Here is a 24,243-nt window from a genome sequence, read left to right as displayed (position 1 = left end):
GGACATACTTAGATACTACGGTTAAAGATGGGAATTGGTGCCACTCCACAAACGGAGCAGCACTTTATCCCTGCATTACACTCATTAGATAAGAAACAATACATACGAAACCGTCATATATGTTCAATGTTAGATATTCGCAAAATCCAAGCTATTCCATGATAAATAGATACTGATCATTGCCAGGAAAAAGAACGCTACAGCAATCTTCCGATTACCCCCCAGCTTCACTCCATATGCAACGAAGAAAATAGCGATAGCTAATTTAGCGATGCTTTGGTAATAGACCTGCTCTGAAAAGGCTGAACTACTGAATACAATGGAAAGTAGCAGTGTAGTCAGGATCAATGCTTTAAACCACAGAGGTTCCCTCAAAAACTGTATATAGAACCCTTTTAACTGCTGCATGATCGTCAACCCTCTCCTGAACTCGATTTAATATAACACCACCGACACAGCACACCACTAACCACCACATCACACACCTTACCTTCAAACACTCAACCTAGATCTTATATGCCTTCATCGCTTTAAACAATTCCTTGAAGGTTGGGCGTTTACCGTACATCAACACACCTGTGCGATAGATTTTGGCTGCAAGCCATCCGAAGACGATAATGGATACAATGAGAATCGCTAAGGACGTTAGAATCTCCCAAGTTGGCGCAACTCCTGCGCCAATTCGTACCAGAATCGCGGTCGGCGACGTGAATGGAATGAAGCTTGCGATTTTCAACAACAGAATGTTTGGCGTAGAAATACTGAAGATCGCAATATAGAAGGAAACAAGTGACAACATTGTAATCGGCAGAACAGCCTGACCGAGTTCTTCAGTACGGCTTACCATTGAACCAATGGCAGCGAACAACACGGCATACAGGAAGTAACCCAGAATGTAGAATATGAGTCCGTACACAATAACCGCAATATTCACATCACTCAGACTCATATTGAAATCACCTAATACTGCACGGTTATGCGGCAGCAGGATATTTCCGGCAACCACCGCTCCGAAGATCCCGATTTGCAGCATCCCCACCATGAAAATACCGATGATTTTACCAAACATCTGACTGAGCGGTGATACACTCGTAATCAGAATCTCCATAATACGCGAGCTCTTCTCAGCTGTGATCTCGGAGGCAATCATGTTACCTGTCATCATCGTCGAGGTAAACAGCAGGATGATCAGCAAGTACACCACAATATAGTTAATCGGGCTCATTGCACCTTCAGACTCAGTACCTGCTCCGCTCTCATCTGTACTCAAATTTTGCTCGGTGAGCTTCACAGGTGTTGTAATCAGTTCCTTCTGCTCCGCTGTGAGTACATCCTTCACAACCACATCCAGCTTTACACTCTGTAATGCCGCTTCAATGGATGCAATGATCTGAGGTGATACGTCATCTGCAGAATATAGAATGGGCTGCGGGAACTCTTGCCCGGAAACAGATTCAAACTTCAGATAACCATCGGTAAGCCCTGCTTCCACATCCGCCGCAAGAGCAGCTTCATCTTTGTCACCACTGGCAATAAATCGATAGGCCTGATCTCCTTGAGCCGCAGAGAAGCTCTCCAATTTCTCGGAAACTTCAGGCTGCCCTGTACTCAGAAGACCGATATTTACAGGATTACTGCTTGAAGCTCCACCGATGGAACCCCCATTAAATAAGGTAATGAAATACGGGACATTGAGTCCGATTGAAATTAAAAGTGCAAGTACAATGGTCGTCACCATGAATGATTTCGTTTTAACTTTGTTTTTAAATGTAAAACCCGTAATCGTTCCCATTTTATTCATTCGACTCACCTACCTCACGAATAAAGATTTGGTTAAGCGTTGGTTCCTTCAGTTCAAAGTGTTCCACTGTCGTCTGAGTCATGGCTGTTCTCAGAATCTCTTGAGCCGCTTCCACCTGACTAATATGTATCAGGTAACCGCGCTCATTCCGCTCGACTTTCTTCACACCAGACAACTGTTCGAGTCCTTCCACACTACCAATCGTACCCAGGAATACCTGTTCACGCGGATACCGGCTCTTGATCTCCTTGATCTCTCCTTGTACGACTGTGTTGGAACGATGCAGAATGGTAATCTGACGACACAACTCTTCAACGTGCTCCATACGGTGTGTTGAGAACAGGATTGCTGTACCTTCGTCACGCAATTCTTTGACGGTGGACTTGAGTAATTCCACGTTGACAGGATCCAGTCCACTGAACGCTTCATCCAGAATGAGAATCTGCGGTCTATGCACTACAGCCGCGATAAAGCCCATTTTCTGCTGATTACCTTTGGATAACTCCTCGATCTTTTTATCGTAATACTCAGGTACCTCAAACCGATTCAGCCAGTACTTGAGGCTCTGATCTGCGTCCTTACCATTCATGCCACGAAGTCGTGCCAGGTAATTAATCTGTTCGCTGACTTTCACCTTCGGGTACAATCCGCGCTCTTCCGGAAGATAACCCATAATCTGTTGCAGTTCCGTATTATAGGGCTTGCCGTTGTACAGGATATTCCCTCCGTCCGGGTGAATCAGTCCGAGCACCATGCGCATTGTTGTTGTTTTACCTGCACCATTGGCTCCGAGCAATCCGTAAATCTCCCCCTCTTTTACATTGAGCGTGACTCCATTAACGGCTGTTTTGTCTGCATATTGCTTGACGACTTGCTTCAATTCCAATCGGTTCATCATTTATCGTCTCCCTTCGGTTATTTCCACTGTACGGGTGCATACCCGGCAATCCAGAATGCCAGCACTTCATCCAATTCCAAGTTACGGATTTTCAATACTCGGTTATTCGACAGCTCCAGCCTTTCCTGCGCTTCGCTGACCCGGGTTGTAATTACGCGAACCAGACCGCCCTCTTCCAAAGAAGATTCCACAACACCAGGGATGCTCTCTGGCCTTAAGTCTCCTTCATACCAGACTTCCTTCCACTGATCGAGCACCATATCTTTCTCGGCCATCCCCAGCGACTGACCACGGTGCATCAATACGATGTAATCCGCAAGCCTTTTGACTTCGTCCGCAATATGTGTGGCAATCAGAATCGTGGTGTCACCACCTGCCATGAAGGTACGGAACTGCTCAACCATCACTTTCCAGGCAAAGGGGTCCAATCCTGACGAAGGCTCATCCAAAAGCAATAGTCTTGGGCGAGCTGCAATTGCAGCTGCAATCTCAAATTTACGCCGCTCTCCCTTGGACATCTTGTTCAGCTTCACATCAACAGGTACTTCCATATCCTGAATCAGTTGGTCGAACAACTTCATATCCCAACGTGGGTACCAGTACGCCCGGAAATGGGCTGCTTCCTGTGCTGTTATCCGGTTCTCTTCTGAACCAGCGTTATCTGCCACAAAACCAATCTGTTGTCTCAGTTCAATGGGAAGTGGCCCATCATGTTCCTGACCAAACCATATAATCTGCCCAGCATCTGGCAGCACCACTTGCTGCAGCATGTTAAGGAGGGTGCTTTTGCCTGAACCGTTGTGACCGAGAATAGCCACTATATACCCTTCCGGGATGGTCAGATCAATTGGGCCAATAACTCTGCGTTTTCGCATTTTGGATACGCCGTTCAACTGGATTGCTATGGGTTCCACGTATGAATCACTCCCTTACTTCACGTAAATAGCCTTCAGGACTTCCCGGAACAGGCTCTCCATCTCTTCTTCCGTACAGCCTACCGATTTCCCGGACTGCACCGCTGCCTGCATCGCTTCTTGTGCGGCCTTTAATCTATAATTTTCTCTATCGCCGGCTTCTACTTGGGCCACAAATGTCCCTGTCCCCTGCTTCGTACGAAGCAAGCCTTCATTCTCCAGATCCTGATAGACCCGTCTAACCGTAATAACACTGCAATTCAGTGCTCCGGCGAACTCACGAATGGACGGCAAATGTGTTCCCTCCCCCAACTGACCCGTAATTATTAACGATCTTAACTGATTTTCAATTTGGTGATATAAAGGTTCAGCGCTATTTTCATTAATTTGAATGGGTATTTTCACATCTTGCACCTCGCCCTCCGGTACACTCCAGTCTGTTACCTGACCGTGCCGGTTTCATCCTGTATTCGTACATAAGCTCAATTCTCATTTTAATTCAAATCCCGATGAACCAGCTTCTTCAGCGTCAAGCGACTAAACAGCCATAATCCCGCTACGCCAGCCACCAGAGCAATCCACATGATCGGGGAAAGTAGCCCCCATGATTTACTTCCATCCATTACAATCCGTAATCCGTAACTGCCTGACATTCGAATCAGTATGGATATGCCAATGGCGATGGGTATAAAAAGCGTACTGAGAAGCAAGTATTTCTTGCCACTGTTCAGAAACTCACCGTAAATATACAATCCTGTTACCAAAAGGCCATAACCTGTACAGGTAAGGCTGAAGGCCAGGTACTGATCCCATCGGAATCCTTCGGCATGAAAGTTAACCACGTATAACGATCCGTAGAAAAAGATTCCATTGTACGTAAACGCCATCAGAGACTGCTGTAGCCTGGACCACATCACCACTTGTTCAGGGATGGGAATTCTACGATAGTAGGCCAGCATCTGCGTATAAGAATCCTCCTGTATGTAACGAAAGGAACGCCTGCAGAACATGAACCCTTGAAATGGCAACATGATTAAAAAGAAGGAATCCACTACTGGATTAATGATTTCTGTCTGTTGTTGTCCTAAAAACATCACACCGCTCATGCTGCCAGTGTATATCATGAATAATGCAGACCATAGCCATTGGAGCTTATCCTTACTCGTCTGGCTGCGGGTCAACCACCACGCCTGCTTCCATTCGTTCATATGCATGCCTGCCTTTCACCTGTCATTCACTCACTCATCTTGCTTACTGTGTTCACTGTGTTTACTGTATATATCAATATACACAGTATACAGACCAAATTCTCATCCCGTCAACCCCTAAATTTCCTGAATCAGGAAGATGGGATGGGACACTTTTCAAATTTACGTTAAAATAAACTATAGTACCGAATCAAAGAAAGGAAGGTTACAGCTATGGATTGGTTGGTAGAGATCGGATTTGTACTCCTTTTCCTTATCGTCGTTATCTGGTTGGTCCTCCGGGATGAACCTCATCGTCATTCTGCCAAAAAAGGCAGACACCGCATTCGCCGTAACAACGGTTATACGGACTCTGCTTCGGGATACCCGGTCATTATGGGAGATGACTCCTACGATCGACATGCCAGACACACACCGGATCACAAACATCATGATTCGGATTCTTCATCAGGCACACATTCTCATCACAACAGCGATAGTGGTAGCAGCAACGACAGCAGTGGAGATAGCGGTGGCGGAGACAGTGGAGGTGGCGGGGATTAGACTTCATTCGGCAAACACAAAAGAAGGGCTGTACCCATTATTGTGTAAACACAATTCGGGTACAGCCCTTTGCCGTTCTCTAGCACCTGTTTACAGAAGAGGTCTTACGATTAAACGAGGTTGTAGCCACTAGGCAGACTGCGATCCCTGCGGATTGCACGAATCTGAGCCAGCGTTAACCGTTGATTGGTGGAGATCAGGGATTCCACATCATTGCCACGGATAAGATCATCCAAATCTCTCAAGTTGGTGTTGCCTCGGAAGACCCGGAATCCACCTTGGAAGTTAGGACGTGTAAACACAACCAGTGTTGCATTGGAACTTGTTGAGAAAAAGCGCAGGCTCTCCACCCCATCCAAAATATTGTCCAGGTTGCGGAGCCCCGTGTTGCCACGATAGATGCGGCTTCTCCCTCTGTAGTTCTCTTCTGAATACACGGTAAGACGTGGATACGTTTGACTGACGTTGACTGTTTTTTTCATTTTGTTTCCCCCTCTCGAAATCATTCTATGAATGAATGAGAGAGGAAGCGTGGACGAATCGTCTATTAGATTAGTCCATTTTCATATTTTCGGAAGGTTATAGTGACGCACGCCCAAGTAACCGGAGGTTATATCTATACTTTTATACGCCGAGGATAACTTCCCATACCGGACGTGTATGACCACCAGGATATAAGAGATATAGAAGAACATACACAACAACACCCGTTAACGCTGATCCGAACCAGATCATGGACGTGAACTTGCCCCAGCGGCGATGTGTTCCGAACTTCTTTTTGAACCCCAGCACCAGTGTGGAGATGCCGAATATCGCTGCCACGGTAGCCAAGATAATATGAAAGATCAGAAATATCCGATAAAAGATCTCCAGATCTGGGTCCCCACCCCAAGCTGTATTGCCCACAAATACCGTGCGCGACATATAGATCACAAAGAAGATTAGAGCTGCAATCGCACCTGCTACCATGGCGGACTGATGAGCCTTACGCTTACCCCGAATAATCAGTACCCATCCAATCCCTACCAGCACTGCACTAATCACAATGAAAGAAGTACTGATCGTTGGTAGCCAAAAATACATATCCATCGTGTGTTCCCCCTCTTGTCAGAACATTACTTCATTATTTGGCAGCCGGATTGAGCGGCCCCCCTGTGTCCCCTGCAGGATACGAATCATCATCATCTTCCTGCTTCTCTTTCCGATACCATTGGAAAAAGACATAAGCCAGCATGGAGGCAAAGATTCCTTCCTGAATAAACTTCATGACAATGCCACCGACCTGCTGATCTTCTTTCGCAGAAGACAGGAAGTTGAAGAACGCAGGCCCACCGAATGAGCGAAGTAACGCCGTAGAATCTCCAGACACACAATACCGCATTGCTTCAGCCCATACTGCCGGGTTGCTGTACGTCTGATACAACGGCTCGGCCGCAAAAATAATCAATCCACACGCAGGCGTGAGCAGTACCATATTCAGAAAAATAAAACCGATCTTGGATAACCCCGATGCTTGTCTGCCTTCTGGCAACGGATTCAGCAATGTCCACCACATGAGCATCGAGGTGATGAACAATGCAATATAATACAACCGGTGAACGGTAAAATTCAGCATGACGTAATCATGTACAATCGGTAGGTGATACAGCGAGAACAGCCCGTTAAAGAGCACTGCCGCAACGATTGGATGAGCCAGGAACGATAGCTGACGTGTAGGCAACCAGCGTACGACTCTGCGCCATACCCATATCGGCAAACCTTTCATCATCAGCGGCGGAGCTACCAGATAGGAGAACGCCATGCTCACCATGTGGAAGCTAAACATCACGTGACCAAGCAGATTAAATGGTCCAGCTTGAGCCAGATACAGGACAAACAACCCTGTAATAAACATGATTTTCTGTGCAGCACTCGCAGGTTCTGCATCCTTTATTTGCTCGCTTAACGGTCCCACAAGCACCAAATAAGCCGCAGCAATGATCAGAAATAAAGCCAATATAAGCGGACTCCATAAATCGTTGAAGCTAAAATATTGCAACCCGAGCATACGGGAAACCTCCCCGTGACCTGATTTGGTTGTTGCCTTCATTACTTTGTGAAGATTCATTCGCCAAAAAGGGGAAAAGACGGCGGCAATGCGCCGCCGCCATCTCTTTTACCACCAGACCCAATAGAGTGCCATAATGATGCACGTAAAGGCTACGAAAAAGCCAAAGGCCATGAACAGAATCGGCATTAAGTGCCCTTTGTCCTTTAAGTGCATCCAATAACCCAACTGAACGAATACTTGAAGAATAGCCATGACGAGCAAAATAATAATGATAAAGGTTGTGTTGACCCCTCCGGCAGAAGCAGCCGCAAACGCAATCAGCGTGAGAATAATGGAGAAGATAAACACCACGACGTGTTTCTGTGGCCCTTCCGTCCGGTGACGGTGTTTCACAGGCTGTTGATCTGTCTTATCCTGTGCCGACATGTGTTACCCCACCTTTCCGAGCAGGTACACGACCGTAAAGATGAACACCCAGACCACGTCAATAAAGTGCCAGTACATTGCGGAGACGTATACTTTAGGTGCGGTTACGACCGTCAATCCTTTTTTGAACAGCTGACCGATAATGATTCCGATCCACACAATACCAAAAGCAACGTGGGCTCCGTGGAACCCTACCAGTGTGTAGAATGCTGAACTGAATGCACTCGTGGTCATGCCAAATTCTTTATGTTTCACATACTCGTAGAACTCGTAGATTTCCAGTGCGAGAAATCCCATACCAAGTACTACCGTGATGCCAAGCCACAACGCCAATGCATCTCGCTTACCCTTATGCATGGCCTGAATCGCAAATACACTCGTCAAACTACTGACCAGGAGAATGAAAGTTGCAGCGGCCACGAGTGGCAGGTGGAACAGTTCATTCGCCGTAGGTCCATCATTGGTTTGGCCACGAAGAGCCAGGAAGGTAGCAAAGAGTGTACCGAACAGTACCGTCTCGCCGCCAAGGAACAGCCAGAAGGCGATAAGCTTGTTACGGCCTTCCAGCGTTGCTTTCTCCGGTTCATGCGGCAATTTGTCGTTCACCGGTTCGGCATGTGAGGTTGTCATGTTCTAGCCCCCTTCTCATCCTGATCCTCCGGTTCAATATGCCAGCCATGATCATCATAAAGTGAACGAAGTGCCATTGCACCAAATGTGATTACGAGACCAATAATAACTACAATATAATTGTTAAAAATGACGTTCATAAATGCATTACCAAATTCATCGTTACTGAACATCAAGCCAAGTCCGGCGATAAAGATACCTACTGACATTACAAACGGCAACGGCGTTGCTGAAGGCATATGAATCGAACCTACAGGTTCTGCCGGTGTCATCTCCGTATGTCCTGCCATTTTTTCCTTCCAATATGCATCAATTCCGCGTACCAGCGGCGTCTGCTTGAAATTATATTCCGGCGGCGGAGATGGAATAGACCATTCCAGTGTACGGCCGTCTTCCCATGGATCGTTTGGCGCACCAGCCGGTTTTCTCATTGTGATTACGATGTTCACGAGGAACATGATAACCCCAACACCCATTAGAAACGCACCGACGGAGCTGACCAGATTGAGCAGGTCAAAGTCCTGATTCGGCAAATATGTAACGATCCGGCGCTGCATCCCCATCAGACCGAGGAAATGCTGTACAAAGAACGTTAATTGGAAACCGATCATAAACGTCCAGAACGTCCATTTTCCCAGTGTTTCACTGAGAATACGTCCGAACATCTTCGGCCACCAGTAATGTAATCCTGAGAACAATCCAAGTACGAGTCCCCCTACAATAACGTAGTGGAAGTGGGCTACAACAAAGTACGTATCATGGAACTGGAAGTCTGCCGGAGCAGATGCCAGCATAACGCCTGTAACGCCACCCATAACGAAGGTTGGGACAAAACCAACTGCAAACAGGTTTGCCGCTGTAAAACGGATCTGTCCACCCCACATCGTAAAGAGCCAGTTAAAGATTTTGATCCCGGTAGGTACGGCAATCAACATCGTGGAGATGGAGAAAAGCGCGTTGGCTACATTACCCAGACCTGTTGTAAACATGTGATGCGCCCATACCATGAAGCCCAGGAAGGCAATCAGGATGGTGGCAAATACCATGGAGCTGTATCCGAACAATCGTTTACGCGAGAAGGTCGGGATAACCTCCGAGATAATACCAAATGCCGGCAAAATCAGAATGTATACTTCCGGGTGCCCGAAGATCCAGAAGATGTGCTGCCAGAGTACGGGGTTACCGCCACCTGCGACATCGAAGAAATTCGCTCCCAGTATACGGTCAAACGTCAAAAGTACAAGCCCTACCGTGATGGCAGGAAACGCAAAAAGGATAATGGCAGATGTAATAAATGTTGTCCATGTAAACATTGGCATCCGCATGTAGGACATGCCTGGAGCACGCATAGTAATAATCGTTGCGAGAAAGTTAATGCCCCCGATGAGCGTTCCCAGACCCGCGATCTGAAGGCCGATGGTGTAGAAATCCACACCATGCGTTCCACTGTACTCACTGCCCGAAAGCGGCGTATATGAGGTCCAGCCTGCATCCGGCGCTCCACCCATAACCCAGCTCAGGTTCAGCAGTAACCCACCAAACAGGAACGTCCAGAAACCCAGCGCGTTAAGAAACGGGAAAGCAACGTCCCGTGCCCCGATCTGCAAAGGCACGACAGCATTCATTATGGCAAAAATAAGTGGCATGACACCAAGGAAAATCATCGTAGTTCCATGCATTGTAATCAATTCGTTGAAGACCTGTGCCGATACAAAATCATTCATAGGCTTCATCAGTTGAATCCGAATCAAAATGGCTTCAATGCCGCCGATTCCAAAGAAAAATCCACCCGCAACCAAATAGAGAATGGCGATTTTTTTGTGATCGACGGTGGTGATCCAATCCATCAAGCCCCTGTACCTCTTGACGCTATGCGCATGAGCCAAGGTTGTGTACCCCCTTCTTCGTCCTTGCTGTTCTATTCATAGTCCAATTTGTAGTTGGCCAGATATTCGGCAATTCCGTCGATTTCTTCATCCGTCAACCCAAGATCTTTGGGATTCGGCATGGTATTGCCCGGCTTCACGGATTGTGGATCATGGAGCCATTCTTTCATGTTATCCAGTACCGGACTACCTTCTTCCTGTCCCTCGCGAGAATTCAGCAAAATGCCTGCGACAGATTCCTTGCCGCCTATTCCCGTCAGGTTAGGTGCAACCGGTCCACCTTGATCACCAACAGCGTGGCAAGAAAGGCAGTTTGTTTTGAACTTTTCGGCCAATTGAGTATCTTCAGGAAGGACTGCGGGTGCTTTCATCTGGTTCACCCATCTGTCAAACGATTCCTGACTCACTGCTTTTACCTTAAACTCCATGAAAGCATGTGATCTGCCACATAACTCGGCACATTTACCGCGGTAAACGCCTTCATTCGGTGCAGAGAAACTGAACTTGTTAAGTGTTCCATCCGGGTTTGTGTCCATTTTGCCCGCAAGTGACGGCACCCAGAAGGAGTGAAGCACGTCAGCGGTTTTTAATTCGAATGCGATTTTGGTTCCGGTCGGGATGATGAGATCTTGAGCGGTGGTTACGTCATATTGAGGATAAGTGAATTCCCACCAGTACTGATGCGAGGTGACTTGGACCTTAAGTGCGTTTTTGTCATTGGACAGATCTTCGCCTTGGGCAAAAATCGTTTGGACCGTCGGTACTGCCAGAACAATAACCAGCAATAACGGAATGGCTGTCCATATTACTTCCAGCTTGAAATTACCTTCAACCTGTTCGGGCATCTCAGTCTGCCCGGCTCGTCTGCGAAACCGGATCAGAACATAGGCCGCTATGGCAAATACAATGATGAGCACCACGATCATAATCGCGATGGATAACTTCATCAGATCATATTGGCCTTGCGCTACAGGACCCTGAGGTTTCATTACCGACAAGTCTTCCCGCCCGCATGCGGATAGCAGCAAAGAGAACACCGCCAGCAAGGGGAGAATTCGCTTTGCAACCTGCCACTGTTTCATCATTGATCTACCCCACTTTTTTACGTTTTCGTAGATTACCGTTGTCGTTCGGTAGAAAGGCAACAAAAGGTACGTTTCAGCACGATACGCATAATCCTCTTCATCATACAGAACGCTTCCAAAAATAACGCTTCCAGTACTCCCGTGATTTCCTGCTCAGGGCATGTCTGCGCATTCTTCCAATTCATTCTATATGCTTCAATCACTTATTAAATATAAGTTGAGGGTATGATTTTGTCAATCTTTGGACACATGTTCACAAATTGTTCACTTTATGTAAAAAACCGCTCTGCAACTTGATTTGCAAACGATTTCAGTTAAAAGTATTACACTCTACATTTGAAAATTTTTGCCAAATTTCGGTGATAAAACTCGATTTATTGGTGATTTTTCTCACATTGAAAACATGTGCTATTATGCAAAAAAAAGATCAGAATTTATGGAAAACCTCTTCCATATCCATTCAGAAGACATGCCTATCGCTCCATACCGCTATCTTCAAGCTCAAAACAGCATGGAGCATGTCGGAGAAAGTTCAACTCAAGTCCTCTTCTTCACTGACTTCATCTCACGTGCCATCGGTCAGAATCAAGGGGCCATTCCCAGTAATCGCAACCGTATGCTCATACTGGACCCCCCAGCTGCCATCTACCGTCCTTACCGTCCATCCATCTTCATCCCACACAACGGCCCCGGAACTGCCTTTTGTAAAGATGGGTTCAATCGTAATAACCATGCCCTCTGTCAGCATCGTGCCCGTTCTGCGTTTGCCATAAGGCAACACATTTGGGGGTTCATGAATATATTGACCAATTCCATGACCAATGAGAGGCTTCACAATACCGTACCGATACAACCTGGCTGTTCGTTCAATGGCACTTCCAATATCTCCGAGTGTATTTCCTGGAACTGCCTGGGCAATCGCCCGCTCAAGGGCCTTCTCCGTTCGTCTCATCAGCTTGCGAATGGATCTGCTTGTTTCACCAATTCCATATGTCCAGGCCGAGTCAGCAAGCCAGCCGTCTTTGTTCACCACCATATCGATGGTCACTACATCCCCGCTCGCCAGCTCCTCTTCCCCAGGAAATCCGTGGCAGACCACTTCATTAACAGAGGCACATGTCGCGTACGGATATCCTTTGTACCCTTTTTGCTCCGGTGTGGCTCCTCGTGCTGCCAGAAACTCTTCCACCCGCTCATTAATCGCTGCTGTCGTGATACCGGGGATCATCCACTGCTCAATATGCTGGTGACAACTTCGCAAAATTCGGCCAGCTTCCCGCATGTAGCCAATCTCTTCTTTGGTTTTCAAAATAGGGTCCACATGCATTCATCCTTCCCGCTGTAGGTGTACTCCCATATATATGCAGCAGGAACGCAAAAAAAACCGCCTGCCGGAGCTTATCGCCCGGGAGACGGTTCTATTCATTATCGGAACAGTATAATCAGAGTTGTGTGTTGTTTCAGGACACGGAAGAATCCATCTTGACAAGCTCATGCTCAACCACAGAAGTCAATTCTTCCTCGTATCCACCCGTAATCCGGTATTTTCTCACGTACTCCTTCACGAATTTTTTTGGATCTTTAGGACGGAAAATCCGAGTCATTTCCCTCAAACTTTCTTTGACCTCATTGTGACCTTTCGTTGCCATTGTAATTCCCTCCCAAAACGTTGAAAGTGAATGCTCCGTTTAGAGAATGCCGAATAAGTCTTAAATGCCATCCATGAAGTTGTGTGCGCGGCTTAAAGCAAGCTTTAGGTCGGGAACCTCGCTAGAAAGCAAGTACCTGACACTATAAATACCCGATATGATTCGGAATGAATCATAATCTTATTGTAGCATATTCGGAAGTATCTTACGACTTGACGATTTCCTCTAATAAATATAACGGTTTTCAAGCCCAAAAAGTTTAATTCCGAATCATATGTTATGAATGCCGCCATTCTATACGGAATTAATATATCCAGCATAACACTGAACTATTCGGGGGATATTATCACGGACAACCCATACAGTTAAATTACTGGTATCCAAAGGAGGCGTCGTCTCATGGACCGCAAAGAACAGGATATGCTGCCCCTTTCGCATGAAAAGGTGGAAGTAGACGGAGTTTACATTAACGAAGCCGGACGAGAGGAACATCTTCACCGGGGGCAACACTTCCCGTCTGACCCCGTTCTAGGCAAGTCGGAATGGAAACTGACCGAATATGCATTTGATAATCACCACGAAGGACGAACCGATGAACGTTTGGTTCCCAAAGAAAACGACACCGATAAAAAAGGCAAGATCGACAGCCCACGCAGACAGTTTCAGGGTGGGTAGTGATTATTTTTGTTAGAAGTACCGAGTTCTTCATCCGGACAGGGGCAGATCATGCTGTAACTCAGCTGATCCTGTCCCTGTTTCTTGTTTTTGACTGTTCTTTCACTCCATCCTATTATAGGCAAATAAATTCATCGGTTCAGTTCTGTCCACCTCTCTCATAGCCTAGTTAAAAAGGTCAAAGGAGGCTGGACCGGATGTCCCCCATGAAATCGTCTAGCGGTCTGGATGAAAATATTGCTGGCATGCTTTGTTATCTGTTTACCTTTGTAGGTGGGATTGTCTTTCTCGCTGTGGAGAAGCGGAGTCGGTTCGTGTTATTTCATGCGCTACAATCTGTAACGGTCTTTGGCATCATTATGGTCGGGCATGTATTATCAGCTTTCCTTCCGTTGTTCGGACCACTGGTGGCATCGCTGTTATCCCTGCTTGGTGTAGTGGTCTGGCTGATTATGGTCGTTACCAGCCTGCAGGGGAAATGGCTAAAACTGCCGTGGGTTGGTGATTTTGCAGAGAAACAGTTGCGTCATCTGTAGTCCCGCTCATCATAGTTAAATAAAACAAAAACACCGAAGACACAACTCTGTTGAGCCTGTATCTTCGGTGTTTCGCATCTAAAATTGTCTCTTTCTTTCATTCGTTCATGCGCTTGAACATTCATAGCATAAACGATGTATGTCATAAACCATTCATGCTGTATATCATCATGATTAACCTGATTCATTATTCATCTTGTGAATCGTCTATTCATAACAGTTAACATAACAATCCTGCTGGATGATAAGCCAGGCCTAATTCGGCTAATTAAGCTGACTTGCCTGTTTCTCCAAGAATGGCATCTGCCTGTTGTTCAGCCATTTGGGCGGCTGTTTCCTTGGTACCCAGACCGTTGAACAGCAGGTTCATGAAGATCGCTGTGAAACTGCCTGCAATGATACCATTACCGAGCATAATCTGAGCCCAAGCCGGTGCACCTGCGAACAACTCAGGCACAACGGTAACCCCAAGCCCCATACCTACAGAACAAGCGATGACAAACAGATTCTCATGTCGGTTCAGATCGACCTGACTGCCGATAATTCGAATGCCTGATGATACCACCATGCCAAACAAGGCCACCATGGCTCCGCCAAGTACTGCCCCTGGAACGAGTTGTGCGAGGGCTGCAATTTTGGGTACAAATCCAATGACCACCAGGATTCCACCAGCTACTACAATGACATCACGTGTCTTCACACGTGTCATCTGTACCAGTCCTACATTTTGCGAATACGTTGTATACGGGAACGAGTTGAAAATACCGCCTAATACAATAGCCAGACCTTCCGCGCGATAACCACGGGCCAGATCCTTGGACGATAGGTCCTTGTCCAGGATTTTGCCCAGAGCCATAAATACGCCTGTGGACTCGGCCACGCTGACAATCGCCACCAGAATCATCGTCAGAATAGGTACAATCTCAAACGTCGGTCTGCCGAAGTAAAACGGCTGAACAACATGGAACCAACTTGCATCGCGAATAGGGGCAAAGTTCACTTCACCCATGAACCCTGCTGCCACCGTACCTGCCAGCAGACCAATCAGTACCGAGATGGAACGGATAAAACCTGTAGTGAATCGAGTCATTACAATGATAAAGAGCAGCACGCCGAAACCGAGTAACAAGTTCACTCCACTGCCGAAATCTTCTGACCCCTGACCGCCGCCCAGATCGTGGAAAGCAACCGGAATCAAGGTTAAACCGATGATTGTAACCACCGAACCCGTAACCACTGGTGGAAAGAGCCGAATAAGCTTCCCAAAGATTCCGGAGAAGATCAATACGAACAGCCCTGAAGCGATGATCGCTCCGTAAATGGCAGATACTCCACTGTTCATCCCGATTAGGATCATCGGAGACACGGCCTGGAATGCACAACCGAGCATGACAGGCAGCCCTACGCCGAAATATTTATTTCCCCATACCTGAAGCAGTGTAGCCACACCACATGCGAGCAGGTCAATGGCAATGAGATAGGTTAGTTGTTCCTGTGTAAAACCCAATGCATTACTGACGATCAATGGGACAACGACGGCTCCTGCATACATCGCAAGCACATGCTGTAGTCCGAGGGAGATCGTTTTGATTGGATGCCGATGCCGCTGAAAAATACGTTCGCGTGCCATATTAGTTCGTGCCCTCCTCGTCCGCAAATGTAACCTGTCCATCCGACAGTGCCCCGATGCGAACCAATGATTCCACACGGTATCCTGCTTCTTTCAGCAAGCGACCTCCCGGCTGGAATGCTTTTTCAATAACAATACCGATACCCACCACTTCGGCTCCAACCTGCTCCACAATACGAGCCAGACCAAATGCTGCTTCACCATTTGCCAGAAAATCATCAATGATCAGCACACGATCACCAGGCTTCATGAACTTCTTGGCAACGGTAATTTCATTGGTCTCCTGCTTCGTGAAGGAGTAGACCCTCTCTACCAGAATGTCTTCTGTCAGTGTGAGCGACTTCTGCTTCCGAGCAAAGATCAGCGGCACGTTCAGCTCCAACGCAGTCATGATGCCTGGTGCGATCCCTGACGACTCGATCGTCAGCACACGTGTGATATTCTCACCTTCAAAGCGGCGAATGAATTCCTTGCCCACTTCCTTCATCAAAACCGGGTCCATCTGGTGGTTCAGGAATGAATCCACTTTGAGTACTTGCTCGGACAGGACAATGCCTTCCTGTCTTACCTTGTCTTTTAACAATTGCATTGTAATTCTTCCCCCTGAATGCCCTCCGCACAGTAGCTTACAAGCTCTTCCAATCGCATGGTAAAAAAGCAAAAAGCCCGCCTTTTCACACGCTGCGGAATAACCGGAGATGGGAAAGACGGACTTGTACATATATGGACAAGCCGTATGGATGCTGCAAGTGTGCTGGATGGACAGAATGACAAGAGTTCAATCCTGTTGTGAGAAACCTCAAACAGTGTAATCGGAAACAGATAAACCACTTGAACCTGCTCTTCTGTCAAACTGCCCTGAGAATGAATGATCTCATGCCAACCATACAAAACATTACAACATCTTTCCCGTAGTCCGATCATTCCGGTGATCGGGTAGAGACATGCAGGCCTATTCCTGCACATATACGAGTAACGGCATATTTAATTTTTTGGCTCCATGATTCGTTACAATGTATGATCGCGAACCTGAATATAAATGGTTAAACATAACTGACAATGTTAGAAGTATACCGAATCGGCGGCGTGAAATAAAGAAGTATTTTCATGGAAGTTGCGGAAACTTGTCTTAATTTGCAAACAGGGGGTGATTGGAATCACTTTTTTATGTACAATATGAGAACGGAAGCGCGAATCCGAACGGAGAATAGATGGAAACGCGGCCTATATTTTGAATTGAATGATCAAAGGAGATATGCAAACATGAAAGGCGTACTTAAAGAATTCAAGGAATTTGCCGTCCGCGGCAACGTCATCGATCTGGCGGTCGGTGTTATTATCGGGGCTGCTTTTGGTAAAATCGTCACATCCCTTGTGAATGATATCATCATGCCCCCGGTTGGAAAACTGCTTGGAGGGGTTGATTTCAGCCAGAAGATTTTCAATCTGGATTGGGATATGAAAACCGCCAGCGGGCAGGAAATCAAGACATTAGCACAAGCCAACGAAGCTGGCGCAACCGTAATTGCTTACGGGCAGTTCATCAACGTCATGATTGATTTTATTATCGTCGCGTTCTGTATTTTCATGCTTGTGAAGGGCATCAACTATCTCAAAAGCAAAGAACACAAAAAGCCCGAGCCGCAAAAAACGACCAAGGCTTGCAAGTATTGCCTATCGGAAATTCCAGCCGCAGCTACCCGCTGCTCGCACTGTACTTCAGAGCTTGAAGCTGAAGGCACCGGCGCTCCGGCATAATCACGATAAACGTTTTAAAGACGCGCCGAGTTGAATTACGGATATAAATCCTGATGCGAGGGACAACCTCTTACTTGCTAGGGTTTATGTATGAAAAGCTAGCCAGATGGGCTTCATTAACAATGGGTTGCGTAGGTTAAAGGTTTGAAGGTTCCACCGTAAAGGTGGGGCCTTTTTTGTGCCTATCATACATGTATTACATATGCTCCCCCATGAATTTCATTCGCGGCCATGCTCATGAATTAGAAACGGCGTGGCAGCAAATGCTCCAGGATCGACTTCAGATCTTTATCTTCTTTGTAAACTTCTTCCCCAGTATCAAGCTCTGTCACACGAATATATTCAAAGTTTGCCGAAGCATCCACTGGCTTGAACAACAACTGTGCCTCATCTTCCAAACGTACATTAAATCCCATATCCTTAAACATGCTGCTTAACTGACTATTAGCCGGTTCCTGACCTTGCCCTACAAATATAAGTCCTCTAAGACTTTTACGTTCCTGAGGTTGCGGATAAATCACCTGAAAGTGTACAATGCATTCCATACGATGGTTCCCCTTTCGTTTAAAACATACTTTGTGAAATTTTGAACTTTAAAAACTGCTATATAAGGAGATACGTTTCATGACCCCAGAACGTTTCGACATTTATGACGATCAGCAAAATTGGATCGGCACTTCACTACGCAGCGAGGTCCATGCCAAAGGATATTGGCACCGTTCATTCCACTGCTGGATCGTGCGTGACAAAGGCGAGCAACGACAGGTTCTTTTTCAGCGGCGACGTGATATCAAGGATACCTTCCCCGGATGTTACGACATTACAGCAGCAGGTCATCTCACCGCAGGTGAACAACTGCGAGACGCCAGTCGTGAGCTGGAGGAAGAACTGGGTGTTTATACTCCATTCGAGGCACTAACCTATCTACTCACAGCTACACAGCAGCTCCAAGGAGAAGTGCGTGGTGTCCCATTCATAGATCGGGAATTCAGTGCCGTCTATGGACTATGTCTGAACCAGCCGCTCGAAGCCTACGTTCTGCAGCCCAGCGAGGTGGATAGCCTGTATGAAGTTCCGCTGGATGATCTACTCGCTTTGTTTCGTAATGAGATCGACGTGATTCAAGCTACCGGAGTTCAAGCCCAGCCATTGACATTAACACCACATTCCATCGGTCATAAGGACCCATTAAGTGATCATGCAGCTGATGATCCGGAACGTATCGTTCGCGAGATTCGGGCAGCAGAATTCGTGCCTCATGGCACAGCTTATTATACGGAAGTGCTGGAAGCTCTGTACCACGTGCCCAAAGATTGATCACGTACAATCTTGTTCAACCCGATCCAGTTCAATCGAATGTTCATAGCTTCATTTTCTCAAAAATAGCATAACTTCATACCTTTACTATCGACTTGACTGGGAACAGATGCTGTGACGAACATCACTGTCATATCTCAAACCAGCACAAACAGGCGTCTGCCTTCGGCAACGCCTGCTTTATGTACACACGTATTCGTTTCATCAATATAGGTATCTTTGTGCTGGCATGCTCCATCAGAGGTGAATTAGTCGCCGATCTGTCTAGCTCTGTTCATCCTCTCCTGAAGGAGAAGACCAATAACGCGCAGAGAGTTCTTCGTACCGGTGCCCGTAGCGGGACTCCAGTTCCTCACCCATATCCTGTTCTAATTCGTACAACACCAGCTCTTGAGCAAAATGATTCAGCAGCAGTCCGGTCATTACCGGATGCTCCGTCACCACTGCCTGTGTGGCGCATGATTCCCCTCGCATGCCTAGCATGCACCAGCGGCGGTCCACCACCAGGGAAAATTTCCGACCATTACCTGTACCGTACAAAGGCAGACCCGGCAAAGGAACAGGCTGATCAAGCATGCCTTCGCCACCATCACACGACCATAACAACCGCACACCGCGAGCTTCAGCCTGCTGTAAGTCATTACGTAACAGTTCCGCCTCTTCACGCCAAACGTCTACGACAATCTCATGCTGAGCCTCAGCCAATTCACGGCTCAGATTCTCAAAAACATTTTTGTCCCCTTCGACGTTATAGAAGACAGGTTTCTCCGGTTCACTCTTAGGCATGCTGCTCTGGACATAATCCAGCGAGGTACGCATTTGATCGGAGATCATGCGTGTCATTTCCTCCGGCTTCAGCACACTATACTTCGCCGGTTCCCCTGGACTACACCGCAAGAATCCACGCTGTTCCAGCCGTTGCAGGGTCGCATATACATTGGAACGGGACACGCCAAGCCGCTTTGCAACCTCATAGCCTGAGGCTGATCCCTGACGAGCGAGTTCCACCATAATTTTAGATTCCATCTCGGTAAACCCGAGATGACGCAAATGATGCAGCAGTTGGTCCATATTCCCGTCCCCCCATGCTGTCAGCAACCCGCACTGCCCCACAATGATGCAGCAGTGCTTCTACTGCATCAGATCAGATCTGTTCAGCACCACAACGCGGGCACCACTTCGACCCTTTGGGCAGCTCGGCTGCACAAATCTGACAATTCACCATTTCGCGTGATACTTCGGTCTGTACGTCCACCGTGTTCACGATCGGGTTGTTTTCTTTCCAGTAGCGGATGCGTTCGTCCAGTTCCTGCTGACGCTCACGTTCCCGTTGCATCTCTTCATCTCTGCGACGTTCCCACTCCGCATCGAACGCTTCCTTTTCTTCCTGGGTAAATTCCGTACTGTTATATTCCGATTCCGTTTCCAGATCCGCTATGGACGGAATAACCGTATGATACGGCTCATCTTCCTCCAGTTCCAACTCAGGTGGCGCATCGTAGAAGTCTGGCTCTGGAGTTGGGGTCTGAGCTACAGCTGCCTCCTGTCTCGCAGCTGTGGTGGCTCCTGCGACTCCTGCAGCTCCTACTGTAGGTGCTGGCTTCTTGAGTTCACCCAACTTGCGTCCGCATTTAGGGCAGAAGTTGGCATCCAGGGAAGCGACGTGTCCACACTCGCACAACCGTTCGTTCTTGAGTTGTGCAATCTTGTTGCGCAGACCATCAATCTCGTCCTGCAATTCGTCGCAGAGCTGCGACAGATCCACCATCTCTTTTTCTGCACGCGTCATATCCTGTGCCCGATAACCCTCATAGAAGATGCGACCCATATCTGTAAAATGGACTTCCTGTTCCTGTTGCAAGCCCACAATCTGGTTGTTCAATTTCCCAATCTCAACGGCGTGCTGGGCACGCTCTGTTGCTTTGTTCGCTCCGTCTTTGATGCGCTGAAGCAGTTTCATGACCATTCCTCCTCTGTCCCGTCAAAACCAATATTATCATTTCAAATTTTAGAGGTTATTCAAAAAGTCCGCTTTTGATTACGAAGGATGCCAGTGGCATCCTCAGCATCGAGTATGGCATTCAGCCGAAATGTCCGTTGCTCACGTAGTTTTCCCTACGCTCCGCTACTCCATTTCTAGCTTCATTCCATCTTCTCGGTACTGAAAACCAGACTTTTTGAACACATACTTGTGGTAAATTAGCATATTACATCCTTCATGCAAAATGCTCAGGCATATAACTTATACGAAATCATGCCAAAAAGTTGCGTAATCTCGTGCAGGTGCCCGTTTTATACCGATACTGGATGAAATCGGGGGCTTTCGTCAAGACCATACGTTCGGGTATAATGAAGCTTTGACCATACTTAACCGCCTAATTAGGCGACTAACTCTATCATACCAATTTACAATGTGATTGTGAAAAGGGCAAATGGTTTACTTTTAGCCGGGATAGTCCTATCCCTGAATGCATACAGAGGTGGATGAAACATGTTAAGTCCGAACTCAACGTTCTACCCCCGTCCGCTCGGGGTTACCCCGGCGGCGTCCCTGCCCCAGTCCCCGTCTGCTCCGCTGGAGACCAGTCGACAACTCGTGGGCAATGATCAACAGGATGCCTTTTATTTTCGCTCGCTGGAAGAGGCAGGTATCAAGTTAAACGCACCACAAATCTCGGCAGTCCGTCACGGCAGAGGACCTATTCTGACGCTCGCCGGAGCCGGTTGTGGCAAAACAACTGTACTGGCTGCAAGAGCCGGCTACCTCATAGAGGTCAGCGGCGTACATGCAGGCAGTATCCTGCTGGTGACGTTCACGAACAAGGCCGCCACCGAGATGAAAGACCGGATCGCCGCATTGCCAGGCATACGTCCGGCAGCCGCGAGAGCCGTACAGGCTCGCACCTTCCACTCTTTTGCGCTGACATTATTACGTCATTACGGTGTGCAGGAAGAGATCTTTGGCGAGTCGCGAGCCCAGCATACGGTGCTGAAGATGCTTCTTCGCCAAAATGGCATGAGTGAAGCCTTCCAGCCTGAAAGTCTGCTGGCCATGCTGTCCGCATGGAAGATGCAAGGATCGGAAACAACCGACTTGCCTGAGAAATCGCAGGAAGAACGCGATGCGAAGCGTGTCCTGCTTGGTTACGAAGCCTGGAAGCAAGATCGGGGCAAAATGGATTTTGATGATATTTTACTGCGGGCAGCCGCGCTGCTTCGTGATCCTGCTGTTCTGGGGCCGCTTCAGAAGCGTTTCCAGTACATTATGGTGGATGAGTTCCAGGATACCAACCATCTGCAGTATGAAATTGTGCAAAAACTGGCTTCCGCTCACCGCAATCTGATGGTTGTGGGAGACGATGACCAGACGATCTATACCTTTAATGGCGCACGCCAGGAATCGATTTTGGAATTCGATAAAGTATACCCCGGTGCACGCATTGTGACGCTGGATATCAATTATCGCAGTGATGCACGCATCCTGGGACTCGGAAGTGAGCTGGTCGCCCGCAATAAACGCAGACGTGACAAACGGCTGCGTGCCGCCGGAAACCGCGGCGATGCGCCCCGTTTCGCTACACCTTCCAATGCAGAGGAAGAAGCGGCGTGGGTTGTAAACCAGCTGTGTCAACAGGTTGAAGAAGGGCAGCACACCTATCGTGATATTGCGATTCTTCACCGGACAGCAAGCAGCAGCCGGGCTGTATTCGAGCAGCTTGTGTTGAAAGATGTACCTTTTGTACAGCATGGTGCTTCCCCGGTGTTCTATGACCAGTCTCTCATCAGACCCCTGATGGATCATTTGCGTCTGTCTCTTGATCCACGTGCCATGGATGCTATCCCAAGTGCACTGGGTCCACTCTATGTATCACGGGATGCTGGCCTGGAATGGATTCAGCGCTGCGAACAACAACAGGCGAAGAAATATCCGCTCATCCATCTGGTGAAATGGGACAAGCTGAAACCGTTCCAGCAGGAACAGGTCAAGGAGCGCATCAAGCTGATCAAATCACTGCACAAACTAAAGCCCATCATCGCCATTCAGGAGATGCGCAGGCAGTTCTACGACAAGTATATGGAAAGTGGTGATCCCAGCATCTTCACCCATTATAAGGAAACGATGCTGGAAACCCTGGATGAATTCGAAGCTGCCGTCAAAAAATTCGAAACCGTGGAAGAGTTCATTCAATTCGCGGATGAGCTGTCCCGCAGACACCGTGAGATGGAATCTTTGCGCCGCGCACAGGACAGTGACGCAGTGCAGCTGATGACCATTCACCGGGCCAAAGGACTGGAGTTCCCTTGTGTGTACTGGATCGGAGCCAGTGAAGGCATTGTGCCTCACAGTACAGCACTGCGTCAGGATATTCCTGAGGATCAGAAAGCTGCGCTTGCTATGCAGCAGACAGATGCCGAACTGGACATGGCGCTGGAGGAAGAACGAAGACTCGCTTATGTTGCCATCACACGGGCCAAGCAGTACTTGTATGTCACCTCACCGGCGAGCCATCACGGAAAACCAGCGGATGTGTCCCGCTTCCTGCTTGAAGCCTTCGGCATGGAAGTACCGGACAAACGCAAACCTCGTGAGGAGAGCCGGACGAGCAGTCAGGCTTCATATGGTAAAGGCAACGGACAGTATGCCCGCTCGTCCGGCTCAGGTGCCCGTTCAGAAGGTCGGGATGCGGCACAGCGTCGTGCCATCAGCCACAGTGACCGTCGTGACTACGAGGTCCACAACGAACGTGATGAGGATCGCCTCGGTGAACGGCGTGGTAGTGGGGAGATTCGCAACCATAAGGCATTCAGCACCACGGGTGTGAGTCAGACAGCTGCGAATTCCTCGAGTTCACATTCGCACACTTCAGGTTCAGGTAATGCTGAGCGTAGGGAGACCGTTGCGGTCTGGAAGTGCAGTTCATCCACCTGTAAGGCGTGGTTAAGACAGAAGCCAGCTGTACCTTCTAAAGCAACCAAGAAAGCATCATCGGGCCCTCCCGCCTGTCCCCTGTGTTCAGGATCGATGGAGGCAGGCACCCGCCAGGTTCCCGTAACGGGGAGATTTGGGAAATAACTCAAAAGAAGAGGTCCCTTATGGAGTTAGCGATGAACCATCTCTCGTGTCAGTCAGTATTACAGTAGATGGAATTGATTTTTTTGAACAAAGTCGATTAGAAGGAAAAGGTAATGGCTGGTCATATGTGACTGAACATGTGGATGAGTAAATAACACACGAG

28 protein-coding genes and 1 riboswitch are annotated in these 24,243 nt (G+C 47.9%); of the genes, 8 read left to right on the top strand and 20 right to left on the bottom strand.

All coding sequences use genetic code 11. The annotated features are described in order from the left end of the window. Positions 1 to 129: 129 nt before the first annotated feature. From NST33_RS03075 to NST33_RS03050, 6 genes are all read right to left on the bottom strand, one after another. Positions 130 to 408 (bottom strand): hypothetical protein, encoded by a 279-nt coding sequence (locus tag NST33_RS03075; protein WP_221825693.1) that lies wholly within the window; start codon positions 406 to 408, stop codon positions 130 to 132. A 97-nt stretch (positions 409 to 505) separates the two neighbouring features. Continuing rightward, positions 506 to 1,801 (bottom strand): ABC transporter permease, encoded by a 1,296-nt coding sequence (locus tag NST33_RS03070; protein ID WP_339306701.1) that lies wholly within the window; start codon positions 1,799 to 1,801, stop codon positions 506 to 508. Continuing rightward, positions 1,794 to 2,696: an ATP-binding cassette domain-containing protein gene (locus tag NST33_RS03065; protein ID WP_036668607.1), complete on the bottom strand. Its 903-nt coding sequence runs from the start codon at positions 2,694 to 2,696 to the stop codon at positions 1,794 to 1,796. The genes NST33_RS03070 and NST33_RS03065 overlap by 8 nt, the downstream gene beginning before the upstream one ends. Before the next feature lie 20 nt (positions 2,697 to 2,716). Further along, the gene (locus NST33_RS03060; protein ID WP_221825741.1) at positions 2,717 to 3,613 is read right to left on the bottom strand and encodes an ABC transporter ATP-binding protein; all 897 of its coding nucleotides are present in this window, start codon (positions 3,611 to 3,613) and stop codon (positions 2,717 to 2,719) included. A gap of 15 nt (positions 3,614 to 3,628) precedes the next feature. Next, positions 3,629 to 4,018, bottom strand: coding sequence for a GntR family transcriptional regulator (locus NST33_RS03055; RefSeq protein ID WP_036613231.1), 390 nt, complete (start codon positions 4,016 to 4,018; stop codon positions 3,629 to 3,631). A gap of 89 nt (positions 4,019 to 4,107) precedes the next feature. Then, positions 4,108 to 4,821: a hypothetical protein gene (locus tag NST33_RS03050; protein ID WP_221825740.1), complete on the bottom strand. Its 714-nt coding sequence runs from the start codon at positions 4,819 to 4,821 to the stop codon at positions 4,108 to 4,110. Positions 4,822 to 5,034: 213 nt separating this feature from the next. Here NST33_RS03050 and NST33_RS03045 point away from each other — a divergent pair, with 213 nt between their 5' ends. Continuing rightward, positions 5,035 to 5,364, top strand: a complete 330-nt coding sequence (locus tag NST33_RS03045) for a hypothetical protein (RefSeq protein ID WP_221825739.1) — start codon at positions 5,035 to 5,037, stop codon at positions 5,362 to 5,364. Positions 5,365 to 5,474: 110 nt separating this feature from the next. Here the strand turns inward: NST33_RS03045 and NST33_RS03040 are convergent, their stop codons facing one another. The 9 genes from NST33_RS03040 to NST33_RS03000 form a co-directional block, all read right to left on the bottom strand. Continuing rightward, positions 5,475 to 5,846, bottom strand: coding sequence for a hypothetical protein (locus NST33_RS03040; protein WP_036613171.1), 372 nt, complete (start codon positions 5,844 to 5,846; stop codon positions 5,475 to 5,477). 142 nt (positions 5,847 to 5,988) lie between these two features. Further along, positions 5,989 to 6,453: a DUF420 domain-containing protein gene (locus NST33_RS03035; protein ID WP_221825738.1), complete on the bottom strand. Its 465-nt coding sequence runs from the start codon at positions 6,451 to 6,453 to the stop codon at positions 5,989 to 5,991. 34 nt (positions 6,454 to 6,487) lie between these two features. Beyond that, positions 6,488 to 7,411: a cytochrome c oxidase assembly factor CtaG gene (gene ctaG, locus NST33_RS03030; RefSeq protein WP_221825744.1), complete on the bottom strand. Its 924-nt coding sequence runs from the start codon at positions 7,409 to 7,411 to the stop codon at positions 6,488 to 6,490. A gap of 108 nt (positions 7,412 to 7,519) precedes the next feature. After that, a complete protein-coding gene (locus tag NST33_RS03025; RefSeq protein ID WP_036613178.1) occupies positions 7,520 to 7,840 on the bottom strand; it encodes a cytochrome C oxidase subunit IV family protein in 321 nt (106 codons plus the stop codon). A gap of 3 nt (positions 7,841 to 7,843) precedes the next feature. Beyond that, positions 7,844 to 8,470 (bottom strand): cytochrome c oxidase subunit 3, encoded by a 627-nt coding sequence (locus tag NST33_RS03020; RefSeq protein WP_047840264.1) that lies wholly within the window; start codon positions 8,468 to 8,470, stop codon positions 7,844 to 7,846. Further along, complete coding sequence (gene ctaD, locus NST33_RS03015) at positions 8,467 to 10,356, bottom strand: cytochrome c oxidase subunit I (RefSeq protein ID WP_047840265.1); 1,890 nt, start codon at positions 10,354 to 10,356, stop codon at positions 8,467 to 8,469. Before ctaD ends, NST33_RS03020 begins: the two co-directional genes overlap by 4 nt. A 32-nt stretch (positions 10,357 to 10,388) precedes the next feature. After that, positions 10,389 to 11,441 (bottom strand): cytochrome c oxidase subunit II, encoded by a 1,053-nt coding sequence (coxB, locus tag NST33_RS03010; protein ID WP_047840266.1) that lies wholly within the window; start codon positions 11,439 to 11,441, stop codon positions 10,389 to 10,391. Positions 11,442 to 12,006: 565 nt separating this feature from the next. Next, the gene (gene map / locus NST33_RS03005; protein WP_076329704.1) at positions 12,007 to 12,768 is read right to left on the bottom strand and encodes a type I methionyl aminopeptidase; all 762 of its coding nucleotides are present in this window, start codon (positions 12,766 to 12,768) and stop codon (positions 12,007 to 12,009) included. A gap of 133 nt (positions 12,769 to 12,901) precedes the next feature. Then, complete coding sequence (locus NST33_RS03000) at positions 12,902 to 13,090, bottom strand: hypothetical protein (RefSeq protein ID WP_017690840.1); 189 nt, start codon at positions 13,088 to 13,090, stop codon at positions 12,902 to 12,904. A gap of 399 nt (positions 13,091 to 13,489) precedes the next feature. Between NST33_RS03000 and NST33_RS02995 the strand changes: the two genes are divergently transcribed. Beyond that, a complete protein-coding gene (locus NST33_RS02995) occupies positions 13,490 to 13,765 on the top strand; it encodes a transposase (protein WP_221825736.1) in 276 nt (91 codons plus the stop codon). A 197-nt stretch (positions 13,766 to 13,962) separates the two neighbouring features. Further along, entirely contained in the window at positions 13,963 to 14,301 is a 339-nt protein-coding gene (locus NST33_RS02990) for a membrane protein (RefSeq protein WP_047840268.1), read from the top strand. Between the two features lie 268 nt (positions 14,302 to 14,569). On the opposite strand, the gene NST33_RS02985 is transcribed toward NST33_RS02990, so the two are convergent. After that, positions 14,570 to 15,931 (bottom strand): nucleobase:cation symporter-2 family protein, encoded by a 1,362-nt coding sequence (locus tag NST33_RS02985; RefSeq protein ID WP_339306698.1) that lies wholly within the window; start codon positions 15,929 to 15,931, stop codon positions 14,570 to 14,572. 1 nt (position 15,932) lies between these two features. Continuing rightward, the gene (locus tag NST33_RS02980; RefSeq protein WP_221825729.1) at positions 15,933 to 16,520 is read right to left on the bottom strand and encodes a xanthine phosphoribosyltransferase; all 588 of its coding nucleotides are present in this window, start codon (positions 16,518 to 16,520) and stop codon (positions 15,933 to 15,935) included. A gap of 57 nt (positions 16,521 to 16,577) precedes the next feature. On the opposite strand from NST33_RS02980, the gene NST33_RS02975 reads away from it, so the two are divergent. Continuing rightward, a complete protein-coding gene (locus NST33_RS02975) occupies positions 16,578 to 16,724 on the top strand; it encodes a hypothetical protein (RefSeq protein ID WP_339306695.1) in 147 nt (48 codons plus the stop codon). A 99-nt stretch (positions 16,725 to 16,823) separates the two neighbouring features. Beyond that, positions 16,824 to 16,923: riboswitch (purine riboswitch) on the bottom strand. A 271-nt stretch (positions 16,924 to 17,194) separates the two neighbouring features. Continuing rightward, positions 17,195 to 17,689 (top strand): large conductance mechanosensitive channel protein MscL, encoded by a 495-nt coding sequence (mscL, locus tag NST33_RS02970; protein ID WP_339306693.1) that lies wholly within the window; start codon positions 17,195 to 17,197, stop codon positions 17,687 to 17,689. 242 nt (positions 17,690 to 17,931) lie between these two features. Here the strand turns inward: mscL and NST33_RS02965 are convergent, their stop codons facing one another. After that, positions 17,932 to 18,234: a hypothetical protein gene (locus tag NST33_RS02965; RefSeq protein ID WP_017690846.1), complete on the bottom strand. Its 303-nt coding sequence runs from the start codon at positions 18,232 to 18,234 to the stop codon at positions 17,932 to 17,934. Positions 18,235 to 18,313: 79 nt separating this feature from the next. On the opposite strand from NST33_RS02965, the gene NST33_RS02960 reads away from it, so the two are divergent. Further along, a complete protein-coding gene (locus NST33_RS02960; protein WP_339306691.1) occupies positions 18,314 to 19,006 on the top strand; it encodes an NUDIX domain-containing protein in 693 nt (230 codons plus the stop codon). A gap of 264 nt (positions 19,007 to 19,270) precedes the next feature. Here NST33_RS02960 and NST33_RS02955 read toward each other — a convergent pair whose 3' ends face one another. After that, complete coding sequence (locus NST33_RS02955; RefSeq protein WP_339306690.1) at positions 19,271 to 20,077, bottom strand: helix-turn-helix domain-containing protein; 807 nt, start codon at positions 20,075 to 20,077, stop codon at positions 19,271 to 19,273. Positions 20,078 to 20,150: 73 nt separating this feature from the next. Then, on the bottom strand, positions 20,151 to 20,966 hold the full coding sequence (locus tag NST33_RS02950; protein ID WP_339306688.1) for a zinc ribbon domain-containing protein: 816 nt from the start codon (positions 20,964 to 20,966) through the stop codon (positions 20,151 to 20,153). A 531-nt stretch (positions 20,967 to 21,497) separates the two neighbouring features. On the opposite strand from NST33_RS02950, the gene NST33_RS02945 reads away from it, so the two are divergent. Both NST33_RS02945 and NST33_RS02940 read left to right on the top strand, forming a co-directional pair. Continuing rightward, entirely contained in the window at positions 21,498 to 24,080 is a 2,583-nt protein-coding gene (locus NST33_RS02945) for a UvrD-helicase domain-containing protein (protein ID WP_339306686.1), read from the top strand. Next, positions 24,070 to 24,231: a hypothetical protein gene (locus NST33_RS02940; RefSeq protein WP_339306684.1), complete on the top strand. Its 162-nt coding sequence runs from the start codon at positions 24,070 to 24,072 to the stop codon at positions 24,229 to 24,231. Before NST33_RS02945 ends, NST33_RS02940 begins: the two co-directional genes overlap by 11 nt. Positions 24,232 to 24,243: the final 12 nt, after the last annotated feature.

Origin of the sequence: Paenibacillus sp. FSL L8-0435 (assembly GCF_037965655.1) — a bacterium.
In the GTDB taxonomy this organism is placed as follows: Bacteria; Bacillota; Bacilli; order Paenibacillales; family Paenibacillaceae; genus Paenibacillus.
Note: the sequence above shows the minus strand (reverse complement) of the source record. Positions and strands in the feature narration are given on the sequence as shown.

What these genes read in the sequence shown, in the direction of transcription:
- NST33_RS03075 (WP_221825693.1), bottom strand. Translation starts at nt 408, where the DNA reads ATGCAGCAGTTAAAAGGGTTCTATATACAGTTTTTGAGGGAACCTCTG.
- NST33_RS03070 (WP_339306701.1), bottom strand. Translation starts at nt 1,801, where the DNA reads ATGAATAAAATGGGAACGATTACGGGTTTTACATTTAAAAACAAAGTT.
- NST33_RS03065 (WP_036668607.1), bottom strand. Translation starts at nt 2,696, where the DNA reads ATGAACCGATTGGAATTGAAGCAAGTCGTCAAGCAATATGCAGACAAA.
- NST33_RS03050 (WP_221825740.1), bottom strand. Translation starts at nt 4,821, where the DNA reads ATGAACGAATGGAAGCAGGCGTGGTGGTTGACCCGCAGCCAGACGAGT.
- NST33_RS03045 (WP_221825739.1), top strand. Translation starts at nt 5,035, where the DNA reads ATGGATTGGTTGGTAGAGATCGGATTTGTACTCCTTTTCCTTATCGTC.
- NST33_RS03040 (WP_036613171.1), bottom strand. Translation starts at nt 5,846, where the DNA reads ATGAAAAAAACAGTCAACGTCAGTCAAACGTATCCACGTCTTACCGTG.
- NST33_RS03035 (WP_221825738.1), bottom strand. Translation starts at nt 6,453, where the DNA reads ATGGATATGTATTTTTGGCTACCAACGATCAGTACTTCTTTCATTGTG.
- ctaG (WP_221825744.1), bottom strand. Translation starts at nt 7,411, where the DNA reads ATGCTCGGGTTGCAATATTTTAGCTTCAACGATTTATGGAGTCCGCTT.
- NST33_RS03025 (WP_036613178.1), bottom strand. Translation starts at nt 7,840, where the DNA reads ATGTCGGCACAGGATAAGACAGATCAACAGCCTGTGAAACACCGTCAC.
- NST33_RS03020 (WP_047840264.1), bottom strand. Translation starts at nt 8,470, where the DNA reads ATGACAACCTCACATGCCGAACCGGTGAACGACAAATTGCCGCATGAA.
- coxB (WP_047840266.1), bottom strand. Translation starts at nt 11,441, where the DNA reads ATGATGAAACAGTGGCAGGTTGCAAAGCGAATTCTCCCCTTGCTGGCG.
- map (WP_076329704.1), bottom strand. Translation starts at nt 12,768, where the DNA reads ATGCATGTGGACCCTATTTTGAAAACCAAAGAAGAGATTGGCTACATG.
- NST33_RS03000 (WP_017690840.1), bottom strand. Translation starts at nt 13,090, where the DNA reads ATGGCAACGAAAGGTCACAATGAGGTCAAAGAAAGTTTGAGGGAAATG.
- NST33_RS02995 (WP_221825736.1), top strand. Translation starts at nt 13,490, where the DNA reads ATGGACCGCAAAGAACAGGATATGCTGCCCCTTTCGCATGAAAAGGTG.
- NST33_RS02990 (WP_047840268.1), top strand. Translation starts at nt 13,963, where the DNA reads ATGTCCCCCATGAAATCGTCTAGCGGTCTGGATGAAAATATTGCTGGC.
- NST33_RS02985 (WP_339306698.1), bottom strand. Translation starts at nt 15,931, where the DNA reads ATGGCACGCGAACGTATTTTTCAGCGGCATCGGCATCCAATCAAAACG.
- NST33_RS02980 (WP_221825729.1), bottom strand. Translation starts at nt 16,520, where the DNA reads ATGCAATTGTTAAAAGACAAGGTAAGACAGGAAGGCATTGTCCTGTCC.
- NST33_RS02975 (WP_339306695.1), top strand. Translation starts at nt 16,578, where the DNA reads ATGGTAAAAAAGCAAAAAGCCCGCCTTTTCACACGCTGCGGAATAACC.
- mscL (WP_339306693.1), top strand. Translation starts at nt 17,195, where the DNA reads ATGAAAGGCGTACTTAAAGAATTCAAGGAATTTGCCGTCCGCGGCAAC.
- NST33_RS02965 (WP_017690846.1), bottom strand. Translation starts at nt 18,234, where the DNA reads ATGGAATGCATTGTACACTTTCAGGTGATTTATCCGCAACCTCAGGAA.
- NST33_RS02960 (WP_339306691.1), top strand. Translation starts at nt 18,314, where the DNA reads ATGACCCCAGAACGTTTCGACATTTATGACGATCAGCAAAATTGGATC.
- NST33_RS02955 (WP_339306690.1), bottom strand. Translation starts at nt 20,077, where the DNA reads ATGGACCAACTGCTGCATCATTTGCGTCATCTCGGGTTTACCGAGATG.
- NST33_RS02950 (WP_339306688.1), bottom strand. Translation starts at nt 20,966, where the DNA reads ATGAAACTGCTTCAGCGCATCAAAGACGGAGCGAACAAAGCAACAGAG.
- NST33_RS02945 (WP_339306686.1), top strand. Translation starts at nt 21,498, where the DNA reads ATGTTAAGTCCGAACTCAACGTTCTACCCCCGTCCGCTCGGGGTTACC.